This window comes from Tepidiforma flava, from assembly GCF_027594505.1.
In the GTDB taxonomy this organism is placed as follows: Bacteria; Chloroflexota; Dehalococcoidia; order Tepidiformales; family Tepidiformaceae; genus Tepidiforma; species Tepidiforma flava.
Window position 1 is genome coordinate 723,380 of sequence record NZ_CP115149.1, and the last position, 20,547, is coordinate 743,926.

Below are 20,547 nucleotides of genomic sequence, written 5' to 3' on the forward strand. Positions count from 1 at the left end.
CGACGCCATCCGGCGGCAGCTCTTCCCGGAACCCTCCTACACCCCGGCGGAGCATGGCGCGGTCTTCGCGCCGGAGCCGCCGCGGGCGGCCGCGGTCGCGGGCGCCGTCGCGGGCCGCCGCGGCCGCCTGCTCGGGCGATTCGCCGAGGAGGACGGCGCGGCGGGAGAGTGTTGATGCGGCCGAGGTTGTCGATCTCGGAGACCATGACGGTGCACTTCGTCGCCGACTTTGACTTCGTCTTCGACGTTGCGGACGTGGTCGGCGCCGAGCTGGGAGATGTGGACGAGCGCCTTCCTTGCCGGGCCGAGGATTTCGACGAAGGCGCCGAAGTTGAGCAGGCGGGTGACTTTGCCGGTGTAGATTTCGCCGACCTGGACCTCTTTGGTGAGGCCTTCGATCATGCGGATGGCCTTGCGGGCGACCTCCTCGTTGGGAGAGCCGACGATGACGGTGCCGTCTTCCTGGATGTCGATGGTGGCGCCGCCGGCTTCGTCCTGGATGCGGCGGACGGTCTTGCCGCCGGGGCCGATGAGCGTGCCGATCATGTCCTGTGGAATCTTGAGCTTGTACATCTTCGGCCTGCGTGACGGCGAGACGGTTCGGGCCGCGGCTCGGGAATGACCTCGAGCATGCGCTCGGAGGATGTACTCGCGGGCTTCGCGCGCCTGCTGGAGGGCCTGGTGGCGAGGAGTTCGCGGGAGACGCCGCCGATCTTGATGTCCATCTGGAGGGCGGTGATGCCCTTCGCCGTGCCGGCGAACCCTTGAAGTCCATGTCGCCCATGAAGTCTTCCTGGCCGGCGATGTCGGTGAGGACGCGGTAGTCGCCGTTGTCGCCCATGATGAGGCCCATGGCGATGCCGGCGACGGGGGCGGAGATCGGCACGCCGGCATCCATGAGGGCGAGGGTGCTGCCGCAGACGGACGCCATGGAGGTGGAGCCGTTGGAGGACATCACCTCGCTGACGAGGCGGAGCGCGTAGGGGAACTCCTCCTCGGAGGGGATGACCGGTGTCGAGCGCGCGCTCGGCGAGGGCGCACGTGGCCGATTTCGCGGTGCGGCCGGCCCCGCGCAGGGGCCGGACTTCGCCGACGGAGTGGACGGGCGGGAAGTTGTAGTGGTGCATGTACCGCTTGTACTCGTCGGGCGAGAGGGTATCGAGCTTCTGCACCATGCTGAGGCCGTCCGAGCGTGGCGATGGTGAGCACCTGCGTCTGGCCGCGCTGGAAGAGCCCGGAGCCGTGGGTGCGCGGGAGGACGCCGACGTGGATATCGAGGGGGCGGATGTCCTTGATGCCGCGGCCGTCGGCGCGGATGCCCTGCTCGAGGATCTGCTTCCGCATCGCCTTCTTGATGATGTTCCAGAGGGCATCAGCGATGTCGGCGGATGGAGAAGCGGTCGCCGGAACTGCTCCTGCAGCTCCTGGCGGACGGCTTTGTTCGCGTCGGAGCGCTCGGAGGCGGCGGTGGCGACGAGTTCGGGGATGCGGTCCTTCAGGTACTCGCTGATGACGGCGATGGCGTCTTCGTTCTCTTTCGCCGGGGTGTAGGGCTTCTTGACGGGCGCGACGTCCGCTGGCGATCTGCTCCTGGAGGGCGATGATCTTCCGGTTCGCCTCCATGGCGACTTCGATGGCCTACGAGGACGACCTCTTCGGACACGCTGCTTACGGCGCCGGCTTCGACCATGACGACGGCGTCCTTCGTGCCGGCGACGACGATGATCGAGGTCGCCGCGCTCGGTCTCATCGAAGGTGGGGTTCACGATGTACTCGCCGTCGAGCCGGGTGACGCGGACGGAGGAGACGGGGCCGTTGAAGGGGATATCGCTGATGCCGAGGGCAGCGGACGGCGCCGATGGTCTCGATGAGGGTATCGGGCTGGTGCTCGCGGATCGGCAGAGAGGGTGGTGGCGATGACCTGGACTTCGTTGCGGAAGCCCTTGGGGAAGAGCGGGCGGAGGGGACGGTCGGTGAGCCGCATGGCGAGGATGGCCTCGGTGGAGGCGCGGCCTTCGCGGACGGGGCGAAGCCGCCGGGCCGATCTTGCCGACGGCGTAGAGGCGCTCTTCGTAGTCGACCGTCAGGGGGAAAAAGTCGACGCCTTCGCGGGCGTCGGCCATGCAGACGGTGACGAGGACGACGGTATCGCCGAGACGGACGGTGACGGCGCCGTTGGCCTGCTGGGCGAGGATGCCGTGCTGGATGGTGAGGGTTTTGCCGCCGATTTCGATTTCGTAGGTGCGCGGGTCGTTCATGGTGGTCACGTCGTGTGCTTCATCTCAGCTGCTGGAGTGGCCGTGGGAGTGGGCCACGGTGCCCGTTGCGCGGCGGTGCCGCGATGGCGGGACGCAGGTGAGGAAGGCGGCAGCGGGGCGGTTGCGGACCCCGCGGGAAGCGAAAAAGCCTCCGCTATTTGCGGCAGGCCGACGGCGGGCGATCAGTTCGCGGTAGCGGTTGACGTCGCGGCTGTTCAGGTAACGGAGCTGGCGGCGACGCTGCCCGACGAGCTTGAGGAGCCCGCGACGGGTGTGGTAGTCGTGCTTGTGGGCCTTGAGGTGCTCGGTCAGGTACTTGATCCGCTCGGTCAGGATGGCGACCTGCACTTCCGGGGACCCGGTATCGGACGGGTGGGTGCCGAACTCCTTGATGAGGAGGCCTATCGGTCTTGCGCTCTTTCGTCAGCAACCTTGTTCTCTGTCTTCCTTTTCCTGTCGTCTCTACGCCTTCACGCTAGCATATGGGCATGGTTAGCGGCAATCCGGGGAACGGCGAAGGCGTGCTCGATGCTGCTCTCCGGCGTGCCGGGGAGCGGCAAGACGACGCTGGCGGGCCGGCTCTGCGAGCGCCTGGGCGCCGTCCACGTGGAGAGCGACGCCATCCGGCGGCAGCTCTTCCCGGAACCCTCCTACACCCCGGCGGAGCATGGCGCGGTCTTCGCGCGGGCGGAGGCGCTGGCGGCCGATGCCCTGGGGGAGGGGAAGGTGGTGGTGGTGGACGCGACGAACCTGGCGCGGCGGGACCGGCGGCGGTTCCTCCGGCTGGGGGAGCGGGCAGGCGGCGTGGTCGCGGTGCGGGTGACGGCGCCGGAGGAGGTGGTGCGCCGGCGGCTCGCGCGCGCCACGTGAGGGGTATTCGCAGGCCGGGGTGGAGGTGTTCGAGCGGATGCTGGGCCGGGCCGAACCGTTCGAGGTGCCGGCGGTCGTGGTCGATACCCGGTTCGATCTCGAGCCGACGGTCGCGCTGGTCGCGCGGCTGGTGGAGCGGCTGCGGTGAGCGGGCCGGCGCGGCCGGTGATGGTGATGCGGGCGCGGCCGCTCGCCGGCCAGGCGGAGGTGTTCTTCCGCTGGGTGCGGGAGGTGCACATGCGGGATACGCGGGTTGTGCCGTGGGGTGGTCGCGGTGCGGGCGGCGCTCACCCCCTGCGGCGAGGTGCTGGCCGTCTACGTCCTGCGCGACGGCGAGGCGGTGGGACAGGCGCTCCAGAGCGCGGAGGCGGCCTACGCCCGGGGGACGCTCGAGCAGTGGGCGGACCGGCTGGCCGAGCTGCGGTTCGAAATCTATGCGCCGGTGCCGCCCCTGCGGGTGTTCGCGTCGATCAACTGACAGGGGTCAGCTGCACAGGCGAACCGGCCCGCGGCGGGCTGCCGCGGGCCGGGGTATGGCGGAATGCGGCGGCGCTGGGCCTACTGGCAGCTTGATCTGGATCGATTTGGTCTCCATGTACTCCTCGAGGCCGAGGTCGCCCAGCTCCCGGCCGAGGCCGCTCTGCTTGTAGCCGCCGTAGGGCATGTTGTAGAGGCCGGTGCTGTGGTAGGCGTTCACCCAGACGGTGCCGGCGCGAAGGCCCTTCGCCACCTTGAGGGCGACGTTGATGTCCTTCGTCCAGACGGCGGCGGCGAGGCCGTACATGGTGTCGTTCGCGGTGCGGATGACGTCGTCGATATCGTCGAAGGAGAGGACGGAGAGGACGGGCCCGAAGATTTCCTCGCGCGCGATGGTCGCCTGGTTCGAAACCTCGTCGAAGATGGTGGGCTTCACGAAGAGGCCCTTTTCGAGGCCGGGCTCGGCGGCGCGGGAGCCACCGGTGAGGAGCTTCGCCTCTTGCTTGCCGCGTTCGAGGTAGCTCTCGATCTTCGCGAGCTGGGATTCGTTGATGACGGGCCCCATGGTGGTCGCGGGGTCGAAGGGGTCGCCGAGCTTGAGGGTCTGGCTGAGGGCGGTGAGCTTGCCGACGAATTCGTCTTTGATGCGGTTGGAGACGAGGAGGCGGGAGCCGGCCTGGCAGACCTGGCCGCTGTTGAGGTAGATGCCGAAGAAGGCGCCGGCGACGGCCGCATCGATCGGCGGCATCGGGGAAGACGATGTTGGGCGACTTGCCGCCGAGCTCGAGCGAGACCTTCATTCACGTTGTTGGCGGCGGCGCGCATGACGGCTTTGCCGCTGGCGGTGGAGCCGGTGAAGGCGACGCTTATCGACGAGTTCGGAGGCGGCGATCGTGCTGGCCGACGAGGGCGCCGTTGTGGMGSKCYMSSKAGATGGSWRRCRRCRTKGRRRACGYYRYKRSRRWKGCCGGCKKMGRCGASSARKSSKKCRMGSMWSWGKSKSYKGMSSSRRGKRTWSKGSGASGSSKYKGMGMYCMKCRWGSRGCYSKSGRSSMWRSMSGRRCCRMWSYYSMMGRRSATSRKCARRMSMRSGMARKKMMRRSGRSWGWKSMWGCSRASGAYSMMKRCSSGSYSGKKKWYGMCRMTSSCGAYRGMMKCSSGSRWWKSCKSGSWSMRYSACYYKCMTTKYRGGYTKMGSSMCWYGGCSGMGRMSAGCTGGARKMSMYCGWCGKKGGYMMYGRSWKCGGCGAGKGCCAYCSWCTTCGRCYWKCCGACMTYSRSGKYGAYGSMMKTGRMSAMKKCGKSGRSCSGCYCRSYRWSGMGSYSSRCKGSYYYSSGMMGGAWGSSSRSSMSSWSGKSSRCSRSSKMKKTSSSCYMGSWRRKYWCMWCGWAGSCGCGGCGMKSRRCKMGKAWSSCGCSSKKRSSWWCKYSGRKRMYKCSRKYKSRGYRSRCGMCRMMSMCKSMRMCGYCAGYAGKKSMKSRWGSGRGYSRARGWCGCGCCGYKSMCGGSWKCGMRYCAKKMRYYMYCSRYGRAYYGMWTSYMKKTKSMGRYGCCGGSGYSWYCGKSKAYSGMCSKSRYGSKRSSGGSTCCAGGRRYAWWRWKYYKCSSSRWKSMTMKCSGGRGGAKYSGGGKWMWGCCRRMRRKRGRMYATSMSMMKWYRWYGKYCSMYWMYSSYMKYRKSRSYWSGRSSKCKGSGCGGACGRWRKWCSKSSYYSSSWKMGGCCCKSACGTCYTMCYRWMGCAGSCGACRYSTAKSGSWKSAMWMKYYRYCWMWRAMYMRCRRCYWGSCSYSCMSCWMSYRGYMSKMMWRGCAKSGCSWRMRSYMMRRMRSYCCMRMWYGSSSKYYYKMCMRMCKSSASRCYSWGMSMYSCSARWCCAACCSMKWSYKSKMWKKYSGSSMYRCYGKYGMCRWRGWGSMCWWKRSSYCYSSYSCRSMMKMKGCMYSMRGMGRSARSRGSMKMKSCRRMKYMSYKSMKRTARCSAMGMYYRAKGRYGCMKRMRMYKMCKSCSMSKSMYSMMRSSMWKYSAWTSRMMRSCAMCTGSATGSYMYSAMSTRTYMSSSSMYMYCKMTYCCRMSWWMRYKYMCMMYSTCAKCCKKMWWGWRCKYRAWAATGMKYYTSCGMTGGCCGTCCMRWMSMWRASYRSYSYCGMSSRYGAMWWRMKKMWSYSSKWGWWYWYRSCMGCAMCTYYYRSYSKSSYTGMMYSSAAKYGSRSRKMMASCSMCTSWCYCGACSTTCCKYMGAWGWSSWAGKMRYKSYSKKCRKGMKSMMCRTARTCACYMSCSCMARAYSASSKCKTMSRACTCSRYRMCKTCSWCGYKCMGKYKRMYKWYGCTATCCWYCACRSYYSGKYSKKYMRSKSCGKTWACRCCCWMGMRRWMGCYGAYTSYGRYRWWCWSYCCKRMMMGYRWYMYSGRSCTCSSWSMKSGWGSAMMGKTCRKGTWKRYYSCAMYMSCAMTTCCYKGCCSCSRGGYMWKSYMSMWYKMYYCYGGMYKRCSGCYRWRMAATTSGRRMRRYSWGYMKGSKYMKSRRWMRMSRAYMGMMYMKKYSRSMKMTYWGACGMKWMCTKGCARMGRMGRKCGAGMYRKKKYSGCSRYSRYCRRRSGYKWMSSKRWASGYRYKSRSSYGKMYTGCSWSGSSMKSRYYSKSKSSKMWWSMRMSKRKSYYTCYSSSWRGYCWTCGMCTCAGAWCWRSMRMCSGCYMSYSAKRSYWARRSWYYWMKWWKRRGKMMYWSMARRSCSRCSWGAGSMCSMGGAGCAYSSKATCKYCGCMWGWTMKWCYSKWWKKSMSKWMWKMWTWRSCRKRYRSSTYRMRMMSRGYRYRASWMGMWSRWSMYCGWKGWWRMGYWMTYCYGMGWMCRAGCCGYRSMTGCAWYWGYKRMRSSSSCKRMWKMGCKSMKKCGSRSSMMCMGCRKGWSMASCATGRMKSCRGCCRSCGMMMKGSKKCCSGCTGCCARCWKGMKSRKRAYSKSTCRSSKCSWSACTYMKYGMMWCMWCYYYYTKYMTSSSRTYRMCCGSRKMMRGMKWMCCTCMGGCKYSGRKTCCKRTYTGAGAATWYTTCKCAGAASAYSSSGTYKTCSSYGAKCATKYKGAASGCWSSSGCGCAGCAGCAGGTTCCGTGCAGCTCCGCCCAAGTACGAAGGAAAGCCCGGGTTGGCTCGAATCCAACCGGGTCCAGGACGTGGCAGGCAAGCTCTCGTATGTGCCGGTAGACCGACTTCGAACTTCGGCCGCTGGCCGCGGCGATGTCCTGCGGCGTCCAGCCCACGCAGATGGCTGCTATCAGGCGCTGCTGGTAGTCGGTGAGGTCACGGGCGTGGCGTCCACCTAGCAGGCGGAGCACTTCTCGCGGCTGATACACGATCCACTCCTGCCCCCCCCCGGCTCAAGGGTCCGCAACTGGGGCATTTGGTCGCCTATAGCACAAGCAATAATGAAGAATCAAGGCCCAGTGCATCACCCAGTTCGCCGGTTGGCAAACGGGCGGCAAAACATCAGCTTCCAGCACGGAGCCGGCTCGCGGCGAAAGCGGACAGGCTTTACTCCACCGGTTCGAGGGCGAGAAGGCGGGCGGTGAGGGCCCCCCGGATGGCGGGCCACCAGCGTTCGATGAGGAGGGCGATGCCGAAGCCGGCGAAGCTGACGATGCCGCCGAGAACGGCATCGAGGATGAAGTGATTCCCGGTCATGACGACGGCGAAGAACATGGCGACGGGCCAGGCGATGCCAAAGGCGAGGGCGAGGGGGTGGCGCCCGACCCAGGCGACGACGGCGCCGAGGAGCAGCGCCCAGCCAAAGTGGAGGCTGGGCACGGCGGCGAAGGGGTTGACGAACGCCTGCGTTTCCTGGGCGTTGTAGCCGAAGCGGTCGAAGGCGGCCATCGTATCGATGAAGCCGGCGAATGGAACGAGGCGGGGCGGGGCGACGGGGAACATCCAGTAGATGACGACCCCGATGGCGCCGGAGGCGAGGAAGGCGTTGCGGGTTCGGTAGTAGGCGTGGCGGTGGAAGACGAAGAGCCAGACGGCAAGGAGGGCAACGAGCGGCATATGGCCCCAGAAGTAGACCCAGTTGAGCGCCCGGATGGCCCAGTAGGAATCGAGAATCCAGCTCTGCATGCGGAGCTCCCAGTAGATGTGGAGCCGCTGTTCGAGCTCGATGAGGTTGAAGGCGCGGACCATGGCTTCGCCGGCGCGGTCGACGACAAGGCCCCGGACGGCGAAGTAGATGACGAAAGCGACGACGACCACCACGGCTTCGTAGATGCCGTAGCGGCGGATGAGGGCCCAGGCGCGGAGGCTGCGTTCGAGCAGGCGGTCGGCTGGCCGGGACATCGGTCGGTGCGCTCCGGTGGCCGCCCGGGCAAGGCGCGGCGATAATGCACCTTCCAAGGTAGCATGCCGGCGCAAGGCCGGGAGTCCGACGGGAGAGAGACACGTGAAGGTTCGAGTCGAGCAGGGCGATATCGCACGGTACGGGGCGGATGTGCTGGTGGTGAACCTGTTCGAGGGGGTGACGGCGCCGGGCGGCGGCACGGGCGCGGTGGATGCCGCGCTCGGCGGGGCGATTTCGCAGGTGATCGCCGCGGGCGACCTGCGGGGCAAATCCGGCGAGCTGGTGACCCTCCACACGTTCGGCAAGATCCCCGCGCCGCGGGTGCTGGTCGCCGGGCTCGGCAGCCGCGACGGGTTCGACATCGACGCAGTGCGGAACCTCGCGGCGAACGTGGCGCGGGCGCTCCGCCGGCCGGGCATCCGGCGGGCGGCGACGCTGGCGCACGGCGCGGGCATCGGCGGGCTCGACCCGGAGGCCTGCGCGCAGGCCATCGCGGAAGGCGCCATCCTCGGCAGCTACCGGTTCCTCAAGCACAAGTCGGCGAGCGATGAGGAGCGGGCCGAGCTGGAAGAGCTCGTCATCGTCGAGCACGACGGCGCGAAGGTGCCGGCGATGCAGCGCGCGGCCGAGCGGGGCAGCATCCTCGCGGAGGCGACGAACATCGCGCGGGACTGGGCGAACGAGCCTTCGAACCACCTGACGCCGGCGATGATGGCGGAGCGCGCGGAGGCGCTCGCCCGGGAGGCGGGCCTCGAGTTCGAGGTGCTCGAGCGGGCCGACATGGAGCGGAAGGGGATGGGGTCGCTGCTGTCGGTCGCGAAGGGGAGCGCGGAGCCGCCGAAGCTCATCCGGCTCGGCTGGCGCGGCCGCGGGGGGGACGGCTGGGACCTCGCGCTCGTCGGCAAGGGCATCACCTTCGATACGGGCGGCATCAGCATTAAGCCGGCGGCGAACATGGAGGCGATGAAAGCCGACATGACGGGCGCAGCGTCGGTCATCGCGGCGGCATGGGCGCTCGCGCGGCTCGGCGCGAAGGTGAACGTGCTCGCCATCGCCCCCTGCACGGAGAACATGCCCTCGGGCAGCGCGACGAAGCCGGGCGACGTGGTCACGGCGATGAACGGCCGCACCATCGAGGTGATCAACACCGATGCGGAGGGCCGGCTGGTGCTCGCCGACGCCATCTGCTGGGCGAACGAGCTGGGGGCGAAGCGCATCGTCGACGTCGCGACGCTGACCGGGGCGGTGACGACGGCGCTCGGCGACGTCTGCTACGCACTGATGACGAACGACGACGCGCTCTGCCGGCAGGTGGAGGCAGCGGCGGCGGCGGCCGGGGAGAAGACCTGGCGGCTGCCGATGTGGAAGGAGTACGACGAGTACATCAAGAGCGACGTGGCGGACTGCCGGAACGTCGGCGCCGGCAACCGTGGCGCCGGGACGATCGTCGGGGCGAAGTTCCTGGAGCCGTTCGCCGGGAAGACGCCGTGGGTGCACATGGACATCGCGGGCGTCGACAACATGTCGTCCGACCGCGGCTGGGTGACGAAGGGGGCCAGCGGCTACAGCGTGCGGGCGATGATCAACCTCGGGCTGGCGCTGGGCGAGCGCTGACGGGCGCCGGGACGTCAGGCGGGGGCCTGGAGGGACCGAAGGCGGGCGGCAGCGAGGCCGCGACCGGCCGGCCGCTGCGCGGCGGGTTCGGGCAGCACGGTGAGGTCGAGCTTGACGAAGGCGCAGTCGTGCTCGACCGAGATTTGCGGCCGGAACGGCGAGTTGCGGAAGACGCTGAGCATGGCGGTATTTTCGTAGAGGACAGCGGCGGTGAACCGCTCGATGCCCTGCGCCCGGGCGTGCTCGGCGAGCCGCTGGAGGAGCGCGGGGCCGATGCCGTTGCCCTGGAGCGCGTCCTCGACGATGAAGGCGACCTCGGCCGAATGCGGCGCATCGCGCTCGTAGCGGCCGATGCCGTGGATGGCATCGCTCTCGAGCGGGCTGGCGACGAAGGCGGCCCGGTCGCGGAAGTCGACCGTGCAGAGGTGCCGGGCGACGTCCTCGGTGAGGCGCCGCCGGGGCGTGAAGTAGCGCATGCGGAGCGACTCGCGGGAGAGCCGCTCGTGGAAGGCGAAGAGGTTCGGCACATCCTCCGGGCGGATGGGGCGGAGGCGCATCGCCTGCCCGGAGCGCGTGGTGAACGTGCGTTCGGGCGGATACGTGACGTCCATGTCTTCAGTATTGCAGACGGCGAGCGGGCATCCGGTTATCGGCGGGTGCAGATTGCGGGTTCCGATAGGCGGCCCCCGGTGCGTCTATCGGCTCAGTCGGCGCCGGAGGGCGAACGGACGGCTGCCGGGCCGGGCGTGCCGGCCTGCTGCGGGCGCCTGGCCGGGCGCGCGAAGAGGATGGCGACGGCCGCGAGGTAGGTGAGGCCGGCGGTGATGGTGAACGGGACGGTGTAGCCGCCCGTCGCATCGTGGATGAGCCCGACGCCGATCGGGCCGAGGCCGCTGCCGACCTGCCCGGCGAGCGAAATCAGCCCGAAGACGGCCCCGAAGGAAACCATCCCGAAGATTTCGCCGACGAGCAGCGACTGCATCATGTAGACGTTGCCGATGGTGAGGCCGAAGACGAGCGTGAGGGCCCAGGTCGCGGGGACGCTCTCGGTGTGGATGATGAGGAGGATGGCGGTCGCCTGGACGACGAAGAGGATGACGGTGAGGAGACGGCGGTCGACGTTGTCGGCGAAGATGCCGACGGCGAGGCGGGCGATGATGGAGCCGAAGGCGGTGACGGAGATGGTGAAAGCGGCGGCGCTGCGGGAGCCGAGCCGGTCTTCGAGGAAGGTGACCTGGTGGACGACGTAGCCGGTCTGGGCGATGAGGACGAGGAGGAAGGCGATGAGGATGCCCCAGAAGCCGACGGTGCGCACGGCTTCGGCACGGGTCCAGGTGCGCATCTGGGCATCGAGGACGGCCTGGCGCGCGGCCGGCGGCGGCGCATCGGCGCTGTCGCCGTCCGGCAGCATGCCGACCTCTCGCGGGTCGAAGACGATGACGCCGAGGATGACGGGGATGGCGGTGACGATGACGAGGGCGCCGAGGATCGGGGTCGCCAGTTCGAGGCCGCCCGCATCGATCAGGCGGCTGGCGATGGGCGCGAGGATGACGCCGCCGAGCGACACGCCGGTGAAGGAGATGCTCATGGCGAGCGCGCGGCGGCGGATGAACCAGCGGGTGAGGATGGCATTGACGGCGATGTTGCTCGACATGCCGAAGGCGACGGCGAAGACGAAGTAGACCAGGTAGAGCTGCCAGAGTTCGTTGACGACGCCGATGAGGGCCGCGCTCCCGCCGTTGATGACGCTGCCGATGAGCATGAAGCGGCGCGGCCCGTAGCGGTCGACGTAGGGGCCGACGATGGCGGCGGTGAGCCCGGAGACGCAGAAGTAGATGGCCGGCGCCCATGAAACCTCGGCCGTCGACCAGCCGTGGGCATCGCGCAGCGGCTTGAGGAAGATGGGCAGGCCGTAGTAGCCGACGCCGACGCCGACCATCATCAGGAGCGAGCAGGCGATGGCGACGTACCAGCCGTAGAACCAGCCGCCGGGGAGCAAGCGGGCGGCCGGCGGAAGGGCGCGGGCCGGGGTCGGCGCTGTCATTCAGCGTACTGTAATGAAACCGCGGGCCGGGCGCGCGGGCCGGCGCGTCAGCGGCCCTGGAAGACGGGCTCGCGCTTTTCGACGAAGGCGCGGGCGGCGTTCCGGTGGTCCTCCGTCTGGCCGCTGGCGATCATGTTCTCCGCCTCGCGGGTGAGGGTATCGGCGAAGGTGTTCGTTTCGCCGTAGACGAAGTTGTCCTTCATGCGCGCGTAGGCGAGGGTGGGGCCGCTGGCGAGCCGCTTCGCGAGCGCCATCGTCTCGGCCCAGAACTGGTCATGCGGGACGACGCGGGAGACGATGCCGAGTTCGAGGGCACGGTTCGCATCGAGGATGTCGGAGAGGAAGTAGAGTTCGCGGGCGCGCATCGGGCCGACGAGCCGCTGGAGGAGCCACGTCCCCCCGAAGTCGCCGCTGAAGCCGACCTTTGCGAACGCGGTGGTGAAGCGGGCCTGGTCGCTGGCGATGCGGAGGTCTGCGGCGAGGGCGACGCTCAGGCCGGCGCCGGCAGCAACGCCGTTGACGGCGGCGATGGTGGGCTTGGGCATCTCATGGAGGAGGCGGGAAACCTCTTCCTGCTGGCGGAGAACGTCGGCGCGCGAGACGAGGCCGCCCCCGCCGCTCGAACCGGCGCGCTCGTTCGATTCGGCCATGGCTTTGACGTCGCCGCCGGCACAGAAGGCGCGCCCGGCGCCGGTGATGACGACGCAGCGGACCGCCGGGTCGTCGGCCGCTTTGGCGGCGACGGCGGCGAGGGTATCGAGCATCTCCGGGTTCATCGCATTGAGCGATTCGGGGCGGTTGAGGGTGATGACGAGGACGCTGTCTTCGGTAGACGTGAGCACGACGTCGGACATTGGGAGAAGGTCCTTTCGGCAATGAGGGGTGGGAGGGATTGTACGGGGTGGGGACGGGGAGTTGGGAGTTGGGAGTTGGGAGTTGGGAGTTGGGAGTTGGGAGTTGGGAGTTGGGAGGAGGGAGTTGGGAGGAGGGAGTTGGGAGTTGGGAGGAGGGAGACGGGAGGCGGGAGGCGGGAGGAGGGAGACGGGAGGCGGGAGGCGGGAGGAGGGAGACGGGAGGCGGGAGGCGGGAACCGGGAGACGGGAACCGGACCCGTCAACCTCCGACGTGCAACCTCCGACCGTAGCCGCGGGGCTCCGTCCCCGCGGGGCGCCATGCGTCCAACGGATGCCCCCGGGAAACGGGAAACGGGAACCGGGAGGCGGGAGAAGGGGAGCGGGAGTTGGGAGTTGGGAGTTGGGAGTTGGAAGAGCGTAAGGCCCGTTCCGGACCCGTCAACCTCCGACGTGCAACCTCCGACCGTAGCCGCGGGGCTCCGTCCCCGCGGGGCGCCATGCGCCCAACGGATGCCTCGGGAGGCGGGAAGCGGGAGGCGGGAACCGGGAGGCGGGAGGGGTGGAAGCGAACGTCCGGGTGGGCCTCGCCGGCCCTCCGCGGGGACGGAGCCCCGCGGCTACGGAGTTGGGAGTTGGGAGCAAGGAGTTGGGAGCAAGGAGGGAGAATAACCTCCAACCTCCAACCTCCAACCTCCAACCTCCAACCTCCAACCTCCAACCTCCAACCTCCCCGGTGGTAGGCTGATGGCGGCCGGGAGGAGCGGCGCGGCTGCCGAATGCTTGCGAGGAGTGACGCCTGTGGCAGGAACGGAGCGGCGGTATGAGGTCGTGGTGATCGGGAACGGGTCGGCGGGCGACAACATCGCGCGCACGCTGGGCCGGCAGGGCCGGAAGGTGGCGCTCATCGAAAAGGCCCACCTCGGGGGCGAATGCCTGAACGACGGCTGCGTGCCGAGCAAGGCGCTCATCGAGGTCGCGCGGGAAGCGCGCTGGCGCACGGTCTCGTGGACGGAGGCGCTGGCGCGGGTGCACGCCGTCCAGCTGCTGGTCCGGGGCAACGACCCGGGCGGCGGCTTCGACCGCGACGGCGTCGACCTCTTCTGGGGCGAGGCGCGCTTCCTCGCGCCGGGGCGCGTGGCCGTCGGCGACGACGTGCTGTGCGCGCCGGACGTGGTGGTCGCGACCGGCACGGAACCGGGGCTGCCGCCCGTGCCCGGGCTGGCCGAGGCGCGCCCGCTGACGAACCGGACGGTCTTCCGGGTGGCGCGGCTGCCGCGGCGGCTGGCCGTCATCGGCGGCGGGCCGATCGGGCTCGAGCTCGGGCAGGCGCTCCACCGGCTCGGCGCCGAGGTCACCCTGTTCGAGGCGCTGGACCGCATCGCCGCGGCCGAAGAGCCGGAGATTTCGCTCGAACTCCAGCGGCTCTTCGAAGCCGAGGGCATCCGCGTGGTGACCGGCGCGAAGCTGGCGCGGGTGGACCGCCAGGGCGACGGGACGGTTGCCGTCACGACGCCGGACGGGCAGTTCGAGTTCGATGACGTCCTCGTGGCGGCGGGGCGGAAGCCGGTCATCCCGGCGGGGCTGGCCGAGCTGGGGCTCGAGACGGATGCGCGGGGCTTCATCGTCATCGAGCCGTGCGGGCGGACGAGCGTGCCGGGCACCTGGGCGGCCGGCGACGTGACGGGGAAGTTCCAGTTCACCCACTACGCCGCCTACCAGGCGCACCACATCGCGAAGCACATCGCTGAGGACGCCTGCGAGCCGATCCCCGAGGCGATCGTGCCGTGGGCGATCTTCACCGACCCGGAGATCGGCCACGCCGGGATGACGGAGGCGCAGGCGCGGGAGCGCGGGCTCGCCGTGCGCACCGGGATGCTGGCCGCGCGCGACCTCGACTGGTTCCGGACGACGGGGCAGGTGGAGGGGTTCGCGAAGGTGGTCGCCGATGCGGAGACGGGGGCGCTGCTCGGGGCGCACTTCCTCTGCGCGCGGGGGAGCACGCTCGCGGGCGAAGCGAGCCTCGCGATCCAGCACGGGCTGACCGCCCGGCAGGTGGCCTCGACCATCCACCCCTACCCGACGGCGGGCGAGCTGTTCCGCTGGGCGTGCGCGCGGGCGGTCTCGGGCCGGCGGTAGGAGCGATTGCGCAGCGGCCGGGTGCCGCCGTACGCTCGCACACATGTTCGGGACGGGGCAAACGGCGCTGCGCGACCGGCTGCGGGCGGCGCTCCATCAGCCGGTGCGGCGGGACCGGGCCGGGCTCGACCGGAGCGTGACGGCGCGGGCCGATCTCTCGGCGCTCGGGGGCCGCTGGTTCGAGTCGCCGCTGGGGCCGGGCTACGTCATCGAGAGCGTGTACGACGCCGGCTACTGCCACGGCGACGTGCCGCTCCACCGGGCGCTGGCGCTGCCGCTGGAGCGGCTGGCGCGGCAGGCGCGGGATGAGCGGCTGGCCGGGCTCGAGCCGGCAGCGCTCCGGTTCGTCGATACGGAGACGACGGGGCTCGGCGGGGCGGGGACGATGGTCTTCCTCTGCGGCGTCGCGCGGTTCGATGGCGCGCGGCTGGTGCTGCGGCAGTTCCTGCTGCCGGGGCCGGAGTACGAAGGCGGGCTGCTCGGCGGGCTCGGCGAAGAGCTCGAGGCGGCCTCCGGCCTCGTGAGCTACAACGGCAAGGCGTTCGACATCCCGGCGCTGGAGACCCGCTACGTGCTCTCGCGGCAGCGGCCGCGGCTGCGAGAGCTCCCGCACCTCGACCTGCTGCACCCGAACCGGCGGCTCTTCCGCGGGGAGTTCAGTTCGCACCGGCTGGCCGTCGTGGAGCGCGAGCTGCTCGGGTTCGAGCGGGAGGACGACTGCCCGTCGGCGGAGGTGCCGGAGCGCTACCGCCGCTTCGCGCGGGACGGCAACCCGACGCACATCCTGCCGGTGCTGCGCCACAACGCGTGGGACGTGCTCTCGCTCGTCGCGCTGGCGGCCCACCTCGGCGCGGCCTGCGACGACCCGGCGCGGCCGCTGCAGGCGGCGCGGGCGGCGGAGTACGCGGGCGACTGGGCGGAGGCGGCCGCCCGGTACGAAGCCGCGGCCGCGGGCGAAGCGCAGCGGGCGGTTCGGCTTGAAGCGCTGGAGAAGGCGGCCCGGGCGTATGCGCGGGCAGGCGATGCCGAACGGGCGGCGGCCTGCTGGGAGGCGCTCATCGCCGAGCCGCGCGCGCGCCGGGTCGCGCCTTACGTGGAGCTGGCGAAGCTCCGCGAGCACCGGCTGCGGGACCGCGCCGGCGCGCTCGCGCTGATGGAGCAGGCGGTGGCCCTTGCCGAGCGCGGGCTGCTGAGGCCGGGGAGCGGCGAGCTTTCGCTGCCGGCGATGCGGCGGCGGCTGGAGCGGCTGCGGGGGCGCTGAGGGGGCAGGGCCGGCGGGGCCGGCCCCGCGCTGTCACTCCGCGGCGAGTTCGCCGAGGGCGGCGAGGGTGCGCGGCAGGGCCTCGCGGTCGCCGGGCGGCAGGATCGGCATCGCGAGGATTTCGCCGGCGCCGAAGGCGGGCGCTTCGCGCAGGCGGGCCTTGACCTGCTCGGCGCTGCCGTGGACGACGAGGGCGTCGATCATCCGGTCGGAGAGCTGGCCTTCGAGCGCCTCGGGGAAGCCGGCGTCGGCGAACATCTGCTGGTAGAAGGGCACGCGGGGGTAGATGCCGATTTGGCGGCGCGCGCCTTCGCGGACGGCCTCGACGTCCTCGGAGACGACCACGGGGATGTGGGCGACGAGCGGCGGCGGCGTGCGGCCGGCCTTCTCCGCGCCGGCGCGGATGGCGGGCACGGCGACATCGCGGAGGTAGGGCAGGGGGCAGACCCAGCTGATGGCGCCGTCGGCGAGTTCGCCGCAGAGGCGGAAGCCGTTGGCGCGGAGAGCGGACGCCATGACGGTGACGCCGGTCGGCCCGCCGATGGTGCCGCGGGCGGTCAGCCGCTTGCCTTCGAAGTTCACCGAGCCGGTGCCGAGGATGGACTTCAGGATGGTGAGGTACTCGCGGAGGTGTTCGAGGGGGCGTTCGAAGGGGATGCCCCACGTGCCTTCGATCACCGGCTTGTGGCTCGGGCCGACGCCGAGGCGGAGCCGCCCGGGGGCGAGCGCATCGACGGCCGCGGCGCCCTGCGCCATGGCCAGCGGGTGGCGGGGGAAGGTGGGGACGATCGAGGTGCCGAACTTGATGCGGCTGGTGCGCACGGCGGCGGCGCCGAACACGGCGAAGGGGTCCGGGGCGAGGCCGCCGACGGTCAGCCAGGCGCATTCGACGCCGGCCTGTTCGGCGGCGACGATGCCGTCGACGAGTTCGGGAGCGGTGCGGGCCACGATGTGGACACCGACGGTGACGTCGCGCATGGGCAGGGGCCTCCATGGTCGAGGGTGGTGAGCCGAACTCTACCGGCCGCCGGCCGGGCGCGGAAGCGGCTCAGGGCGCGGCCGTCGAGCGCCGGCGGACGGCGAACACGTCCGGCTCGCGGACGAGCAGCGCAGCTGCCGCCGCGGCGGCGACGAGGATGACGCCGATGACGACGTAGACCGCGCCGATGCCGCCGATGCCGGAGGTGAAGCCGCCGCCGAGGGGACCGAGGAGGAGGGCCATCGACTGCATGCTGGCGGCGAGGCCGAAGGCGCTGCCCTGTTTGCCATCCGGGGTGCCGGCGGCGATGAGGGCGTTCGTGCCGGGGACCATCGCGCCCTGGAAGAGCCCGACGGCGCCGAAGAGGAGCATGAAGGCGAGGAGGCTGTGGGCGAAGGCGAGCAGCGGATAGAGGATGCCGGTGACGAGGGCCGCACCGACGACGGTGTTGCGGTAGCCGACGCGCTCGCCGAGGGGCGCGACGGCGAGGGCGGCGATGGTGCTCGTGAGGCCGATGACGGCGAAGACGATGCCAGTGGCGGCCTCCTTGCGCATGTCCCACGCGAAACCGGGGAACTCGAGGTGGACCCGCCCGTCGCCCGGGGTGCCGGCGGCGAAGCCGTCGATGCTGAGCGGCATGACGGGACGGACGAAGGTGGTGGAGAGCCAGAGGATGAAGAGGAGGACGAGGACGAAGACGACCTGCCGCTCGCCGATGACGGCGCGGAGGTTGCCGATGAGGCTGCCGCCGCCGTGCTTCGCTGCGCCGGTTGGGGCGGGCGGCGCGCCGTCGACCGGCGTTTCGCGGACGAAGAGGTAGACGAGGACGGCGGCGATGCCGTAGAGGGCGGCGCAGAAGATGAAGGACTCGCGGATGCCGAGGTTGGCGGCGACGATGCCGCCGAGGACGGGCCCGAGCATGTTCGCGGTGAACTGGCCGGTCTGGAGCGTGCCGAGGGCGCGGCCGACCTGCTCTTTCGGCGTGGTGGCGGCGACGAGCGCGGCGGCGGCGCCCATCGTGCCGGCGAACGCGCCCATCAGGAAGCGGAGGATGACGAGCTGCCAGACGGCCTGGGCGATGCCCATGATGCCGATGAGGAGCCCGGCGCCGATGAGCGCGCGGAGGAACATCGGCTTCCGCCCGAAGCGGTCGGCAAGCGAGCCCCAGAGCGGGGCGGTGAGGGTGAGCGAGAGCCCCGTCGCGCTGGCCGTGATGCCGGTGTAGAAGGCGACGCGCGATTCGTCGGTGACGCCGAGGTCCTGGATGAAGAACGGGATGAAGGGGAAGACGAAGTTGGCGCCCATGAGCCCGACGAAGACGCCGATCCAGATGAAGACGAGGTTGCGGCGCCAGGCCGCGGGCGCCGGCGGGCGGCTGTCCCGGGCGGCAGCCATCAGGGCCGGTCACCGGCGGCGGGTGGTCGAGGGAGGGGAGGCACGGAACGTCACCGGGCGCGGGAGGTTGCCCCCATCATGCCATCGCAGGACCGGTGCGTCACGCGACGTACGATGTTGAACTCACGACTTCTTTTTCGTGTATGATGGCCGGAGCAAGGCTTTCAGGAGGTCCGCCAGTGACGGCGAAGGTCCCGGTTACGGTAGCGCGGGGGGACGGCATCGGCCCCGAAATCATGGATGCGACGCTGCGCATCCTCGAGGCGGCGGGGGCCGCGCTCGACATCGAAGAGATCGAGATCGGCGAGCAGGCGTACCTGAAGGGGTACAGCGCCGGGATCGCGCCGGAGGCGTGGGATTCGCTCCGGCGGACGAAGGTGTTCCTGAAGGCGCCGATCACGACCCCGCAGGGCGGCGGCTTCAAGAGCCTGAACGTGACCGTGCGGAAGACGCTGGGCCTGTACGCGAACGTGCGGCCGTGCACCGCCTACGCGCCGTTCGTCGAGACGAAGCACCCGGGCATGGACGTCGTCATCATCCGGGAGAACGAAGAGGACCTCTACGCGGGCATCGAGCACCGGCAGACGGACCAGGTGTACCAGTGCCTGAAGCTCATCACCCGGCCGGGGACGGAGAAGATCGTCCGCTACGCGTTCGAATACGCGCGGATGAACGGCCGGAAGAAGGTCACCTGCTTCACCAAAGACAACATCATGAAGATGACGGACGGGCTCTTCCACAAGGTGTTCGAAGAGGTCGCGGCGGAGTACCCGGGCATCGAGGCCGAGCACTGGATCGTCGATATCGGCTCGGCGAAGCTGGCCGACACGCCGGAAGCGTTCGACGTCATCGTGCTGCCGAACCTGTACGGCGACATCCTGAGCGACGTGGCGGCGCAGATTGCGGGGTCGGTTGGCCTCGCGGGCTCGGCGAACATCGGCGAGCACGGGGCGATGTTCGAGGCGATTCACGGGTCGGCGCCGCGGCGCGCAGGGCAGGACCTCGCGAACCCCTCGGGCCTGCTGCTCGGGGCGGTCATGATGCTCGTCCACATCGGGCAGGCGGACGTGGCGACGCGGGTGCACAACGCGTGGCTGCGGACCATCGAGGACGGCATCCACACCTACGACATCTACGACCCGAACGTGAGCAAGGAGAAGGTCGGCACGCGGGCGTTCGCCGACGCGGTCATCGCGCGGCTGGGGCAGGAGCCGGCGCATCTCCGGCCGGTGAGCTACGCGGCCGGGGGCGCGTTCACGCCGCCCGCGCTGAAGCCGCAGCCCCCGGCGAAGAAGGAGACCATCGGGGTGGACGTTTTCGTGCACGACCCGGCGGCGACGCCGGACGCGCTGGCGGCGCGGCTGCAGCAGCACGAAGGCGACGGCCTGCGGCTGACGATGATCACGAACCGGGGCGTGAAGGTGTGGCCGGAGGGCCTGCCGGAGACGTTCTGCACGGACCACTGGCGCTGCCGGTTCATGGCCGACGGCGCGACGAGCCACGCGGCGATCGTGGGGCTGCTCGGCCGGCTCGCCGGCGCCGGCATCGACTTCATCAAGACGGAGCACCTGTGCACCTTCGACGGCGAAGCCGCGTTCTCGAAGGGCCAGGGCGAGTGATGCGCGATGGCGTACCGGGTGCTGGTCGCGACGCGGCGGGGCTGGCAGGAGGTCTGGTGCAGCTGCGCGGCCGGGCGGGCCTGCTTCGCTGACCCGGGCGAAGCGGCGCGGGCCGCGGAGGCGCACCGCCGCGGCTGCCGGCTCTTCGGCTCGGCGCTGAGCTACCGGGTCGCGCCCGCCGAACTGCTGGATTGATGCGCGGGGCCGCGGCATCGGCCGTAGAATGGGCCGGTGCCGCGGCTGCCCGCCGACTTCGAAGAGACCCTCGCGCGGTATGCGCGGGGCCCGTCGCTCGTTCGCGAGGCGGTGAGCGGGGCGGGGCCGGCCGAGCTTTCGCGGCCGGGAAGCGGCGGCTGGTCGGTGCGGGATGTGCTGGTGCACCTCGCGGATGCCGAGCTGGTGCGGGCGGCGCGGCTGCGGTTCATCCTCGCCGACGAATCGCCGCCGCTGCTGCCGGCGTTCGATGAGGAGCGGTGGAAGCGGCGGCTTTCGTACCTGTGGCGGAGCCCGGAGGCGGCGCTGGCGCTCTACGATGCGCTGGTGTTTTCGAACCTGGAGGTGCTGCGGCAGTGCGACGCGGCGGCGCTCGAACGGGCGGGCATCATCGGCGGCGAGCCGGTGAGCGCGGCCGAGCTGGTCCGGCGGGGCGCTGCGCACGGCGAGGAGCACGCCGCCCAGGTGCGGGCGCTGCGGGGGTGAGGCGAGG

General features: G+C 70.9%; 17 protein-coding genes and 2 pseudogenes. 9 read left to right on the forward strand and 10 right to left on the reverse strand.

The genetic code is table 11. From position 1 onward, the window contains the following. Nucleotides 1-19: 19 nt before the first annotated feature. Together O0235_RS15660 and rpsO are read right to left on the reverse strand one after the other, a co-directional pair. Nucleotides 20-2,258: pseudogene (locus O0235_RS15660) on the reverse strand (polyribonucleotide nucleotidyltransferase); the annotation flags it as partial. Between the two features lie 174 nt (nucleotides 2,259-2,432). Beyond that, nucleotides 2,433-2,663, reverse strand: a pseudogene (gene rpsO / locus O0235_RS04485) (30S ribosomal protein S15); the annotation flags it as partial. Between the two features lie 123 nt (nucleotides 2,664-2,786). On the opposite strand from rpsO, the gene O0235_RS04490 reads away from it, so the two are divergent. From O0235_RS04490 to O0235_RS04500, 3 genes are all read left to right on the forward strand, one after another. Then, nucleotides 2,787-3,128, forward strand: a complete 342-nt coding sequence (locus tag O0235_RS04490; protein WP_270057338.1) for a P-loop nucleotide/nucleoside kinase family protein — start codon at nucleotides 2,787-2,789, stop codon at nucleotides 3,126-3,128. Nucleotides 3,129-3,147: 19 nt separating this feature from the next. After that, nucleotides 3,148-3,276: a hypothetical protein gene (locus tag O0235_RS04495; protein WP_270057339.1), complete on the forward strand. Its 129-nt coding sequence runs from the start codon at nucleotides 3,148-3,150 to the stop codon at nucleotides 3,274-3,276. 105 nt (nucleotides 3,277-3,381) lie between these two features. Continuing rightward, nucleotides 3,382-3,606 carry a hypothetical protein gene (locus O0235_RS04500; protein WP_270057340.1) on the forward strand — a complete coding sequence of 75 codons (225 nt, stop codon included), beginning with the start codon at nucleotides 3,382-3,384 and terminating at the stop codon, nucleotides 3,604-3,606. Between the two features lie 6 nt (nucleotides 3,607-3,612). Here O0235_RS04500 and O0235_RS04505 read toward each other — a convergent pair whose 3' ends face one another. Together O0235_RS04505 and O0235_RS04510 are read right to left on the reverse strand one after the other, a co-directional pair. Beyond that, the gene (locus tag O0235_RS04505) at nucleotides 3,613-4,353 is read right to left on the reverse strand and encodes an aldehyde dehydrogenase family protein (RefSeq protein WP_270057341.1); all 741 of its coding nucleotides are present in this window, start codon (nucleotides 4,351-4,353) and stop codon (nucleotides 3,613-3,615) included. A gap of 2,790 nt (nucleotides 4,354-7,143) precedes the next feature. Beyond that, entirely contained in the window at nucleotides 7,144-7,938 is a 795-nt protein-coding gene (locus O0235_RS04510; RefSeq protein ID WP_270057342.1) for a phosphatase PAP2 family protein, read from the reverse strand. 103 nt (nucleotides 7,939-8,041) lie between these two features. Between O0235_RS04510 and O0235_RS04515 the strand changes: the two genes are divergently transcribed. Continuing rightward, nucleotides 8,042-9,553 (forward strand): leucyl aminopeptidase, encoded by a 1,512-nt coding sequence (locus O0235_RS04515; protein ID WP_270057343.1) that lies wholly within the window; start codon nucleotides 8,042-8,044, stop codon nucleotides 9,551-9,553. Nucleotides 9,554-9,567: 14 nt separating this feature from the next. On the opposite strand, the gene O0235_RS04520 is transcribed toward O0235_RS04515, so the two are convergent. The 4 genes from O0235_RS04520 to O0235_RS04535 all read right to left on the reverse strand — a co-directional run bounded on the left by O0235_RS04520 (nucleotide 9,568) and on the right by O0235_RS04535 (nucleotide 13,314). Continuing rightward, nucleotides 9,568-10,164: a GNAT family N-acetyltransferase gene (locus O0235_RS04520; protein ID WP_270057344.1), complete on the reverse strand. Its 597-nt coding sequence runs from the start codon at nucleotides 10,162-10,164 to the stop codon at nucleotides 9,568-9,570. A 92-nt stretch (nucleotides 10,165-10,256) separates the two neighbouring features. Further along, the gene (locus O0235_RS04525; protein WP_270057345.1) at nucleotides 10,257-11,597 is read right to left on the reverse strand and encodes an MFS transporter; all 1,341 of its coding nucleotides are present in this window, start codon (nucleotides 11,595-11,597) and stop codon (nucleotides 10,257-10,259) included. Nucleotides 11,598-11,644: 47 nt separating this feature from the next. Beyond that, on the reverse strand, nucleotides 11,645-12,451 hold the full coding sequence (locus O0235_RS04530; protein ID WP_270057346.1) for an enoyl-CoA hydratase: 807 nt from the start codon (nucleotides 12,449-12,451) through the stop codon (nucleotides 11,645-11,647). Between the two features lie 617 nt (nucleotides 12,452-13,068). Beyond that, a complete protein-coding gene (locus O0235_RS04535) occupies nucleotides 13,069-13,314 on the reverse strand; it encodes a hypothetical protein (RefSeq protein ID WP_270057347.1) in 246 nt (81 codons plus the stop codon). On the opposite strand from O0235_RS04535, the gene O0235_RS04540 reads away from it, so the two are divergent. Continuing rightward, nucleotides 13,283-14,587 carry a dihydrolipoyl dehydrogenase family protein gene (locus O0235_RS04540; RefSeq protein WP_270057348.1) on the forward strand — a complete coding sequence of 435 codons (1,305 nt, stop codon included), beginning with the start codon at nucleotides 13,283-13,285 and terminating at the stop codon, nucleotides 14,585-14,587. The genes O0235_RS04535 and O0235_RS04540 overlap by 32 nt on opposite strands. Nucleotides 14,588-14,630: 43 nt before the next feature. Beyond that, nucleotides 14,631-15,848 carry a ribonuclease H-like domain-containing protein gene (locus O0235_RS04545; RefSeq protein ID WP_270057349.1) on the forward strand — a complete coding sequence of 406 codons (1,218 nt, stop codon included), beginning with the start codon at nucleotides 14,631-14,633 and terminating at the stop codon, nucleotides 15,846-15,848. Nucleotides 15,849-15,881: 33 nt separating this feature from the next. On the opposite strand, the gene O0235_RS04550 is transcribed toward O0235_RS04545, so the two are convergent. Together O0235_RS04550 and O0235_RS04555 are read right to left on the reverse strand one after the other, a co-directional pair. Then, nucleotides 15,882-16,826: an LLM class flavin-dependent oxidoreductase gene (locus O0235_RS04550; RefSeq protein ID WP_270057350.1), complete on the reverse strand. Its 945-nt coding sequence runs from the start codon at nucleotides 16,824-16,826 to the stop codon at nucleotides 15,882-15,884. A 70-nt stretch (nucleotides 16,827-16,896) separates the two neighbouring features. Beyond that, complete coding sequence (locus O0235_RS04555) at nucleotides 16,897-18,222, reverse strand: MFS transporter (protein WP_270057351.1); 1,326 nt, start codon at nucleotides 18,220-18,222, stop codon at nucleotides 16,897-16,899. Nucleotides 18,223-18,368: 146 nt separating this feature from the next. Here O0235_RS04555 and O0235_RS04560 point away from each other — a divergent pair, with 146 nt between their 5' ends. Genes O0235_RS04560 through O0235_RS04570 form a run of 3 tightly spaced genes read left to right on the forward strand, consistent with a single transcriptional unit; the run spans nucleotide 18,369 to nucleotide 20,540 of the window. Further along, on the forward strand, nucleotides 18,369-19,841 hold the full coding sequence (locus O0235_RS04560; protein WP_373324423.1) for an NADP-dependent isocitrate dehydrogenase: 1,473 nt from the start codon (nucleotides 18,369-18,371) through the stop codon (nucleotides 19,839-19,841). A gap of 6 nt (nucleotides 19,842-19,847) precedes the next feature. Next, the gene (locus O0235_RS04565) at nucleotides 19,848-20,036 is read left to right on the forward strand and encodes a hypothetical protein (RefSeq protein ID WP_270057353.1); all 189 of its coding nucleotides are present in this window, start codon (nucleotides 19,848-19,850) and stop codon (nucleotides 20,034-20,036) included. A 36-nt stretch (nucleotides 20,037-20,072) separates the two neighbouring features. After that, on the forward strand, nucleotides 20,073-20,540 hold the full coding sequence (locus O0235_RS04570; protein WP_270057354.1) for a DinB family protein: 468 nt from the start codon (nucleotides 20,073-20,075) through the stop codon (nucleotides 20,538-20,540). Nucleotides 20,541-20,547: the final 7 nt, after the last annotated feature.

Excerpts from the sequence above, each read along its gene's own strand:
- O0235_RS04490 (WP_270057338.1), top strand. The coding sequence starts at position 2,787 with ATGCTGCTCTCCGGCGTGCCGGGGAGCGGCAAGACGACGCTGGCGGGC.
- O0235_RS04505 (WP_270057341.1), bottom strand. The coding sequence starts at position 4,353 with ATGCCGCCGATCGATGCGGCCGTCGCCGGCGCCTTCTTCGGCATCTAC.
- O0235_RS04510 (WP_270057342.1), bottom strand. The coding sequence starts at position 7,938 with ATGTCCCGGCCAGCCGACCGCCTGCTCGAACGCAGCCTCCGCGCCTGG.
- O0235_RS04520 (WP_270057344.1), bottom strand. The coding sequence starts at position 10,164 with ATGGACGTCACGTATCCGCCCGAACGCACGTTCACCACGCGCTCCGGG.
- O0235_RS04525 (WP_270057345.1), bottom strand. The coding sequence starts at position 11,597 with ATGACAGCGCCGACCCCGGCCCGCGCCCTTCCGCCGGCCGCCCGCTTG.
- O0235_RS04530 (WP_270057346.1), bottom strand. The coding sequence starts at position 12,451 with ATGTCCGACGTCGTGCTCACGTCTACCGAAGACAGCGTCCTCGTCATC.
- O0235_RS04535 (WP_270057347.1), bottom strand. The coding sequence starts at position 13,314 with ATGTTGTCGCCCGCCGACCCGTTCCCGATCACCACGACCTCATACCGC.
- O0235_RS04545 (WP_270057349.1), top strand. The coding sequence starts at position 14,631 with ATGTTCGGGACGGGGCAAACGGCGCTGCGCGACCGGCTGCGGGCGGCG.
- O0235_RS04550 (WP_270057350.1), bottom strand. The coding sequence starts at position 16,826 with ATGCGCGACGTCACCGTCGGTGTCCACATCGTGGCCCGCACCGCTCCC.
- O0235_RS04555 (WP_270057351.1), bottom strand. The coding sequence starts at position 18,222 with ATGGCTGCCGCCCGGGACAGCCGCCCGCCGGCGCCCGCGGCCTGGCGC.
- O0235_RS04560 (WP_373324423.1), top strand. The coding sequence starts at position 18,369 with ATGGCCGGAGCAAGGCTTTCAGGAGGTCCGCCAGTGACGGCGAAGGTC.
- O0235_RS04565 (WP_270057353.1), top strand. The coding sequence starts at position 19,848 with ATGGCGTACCGGGTGCTGGTCGCGACGCGGCGGGGCTGGCAGGAGGTC.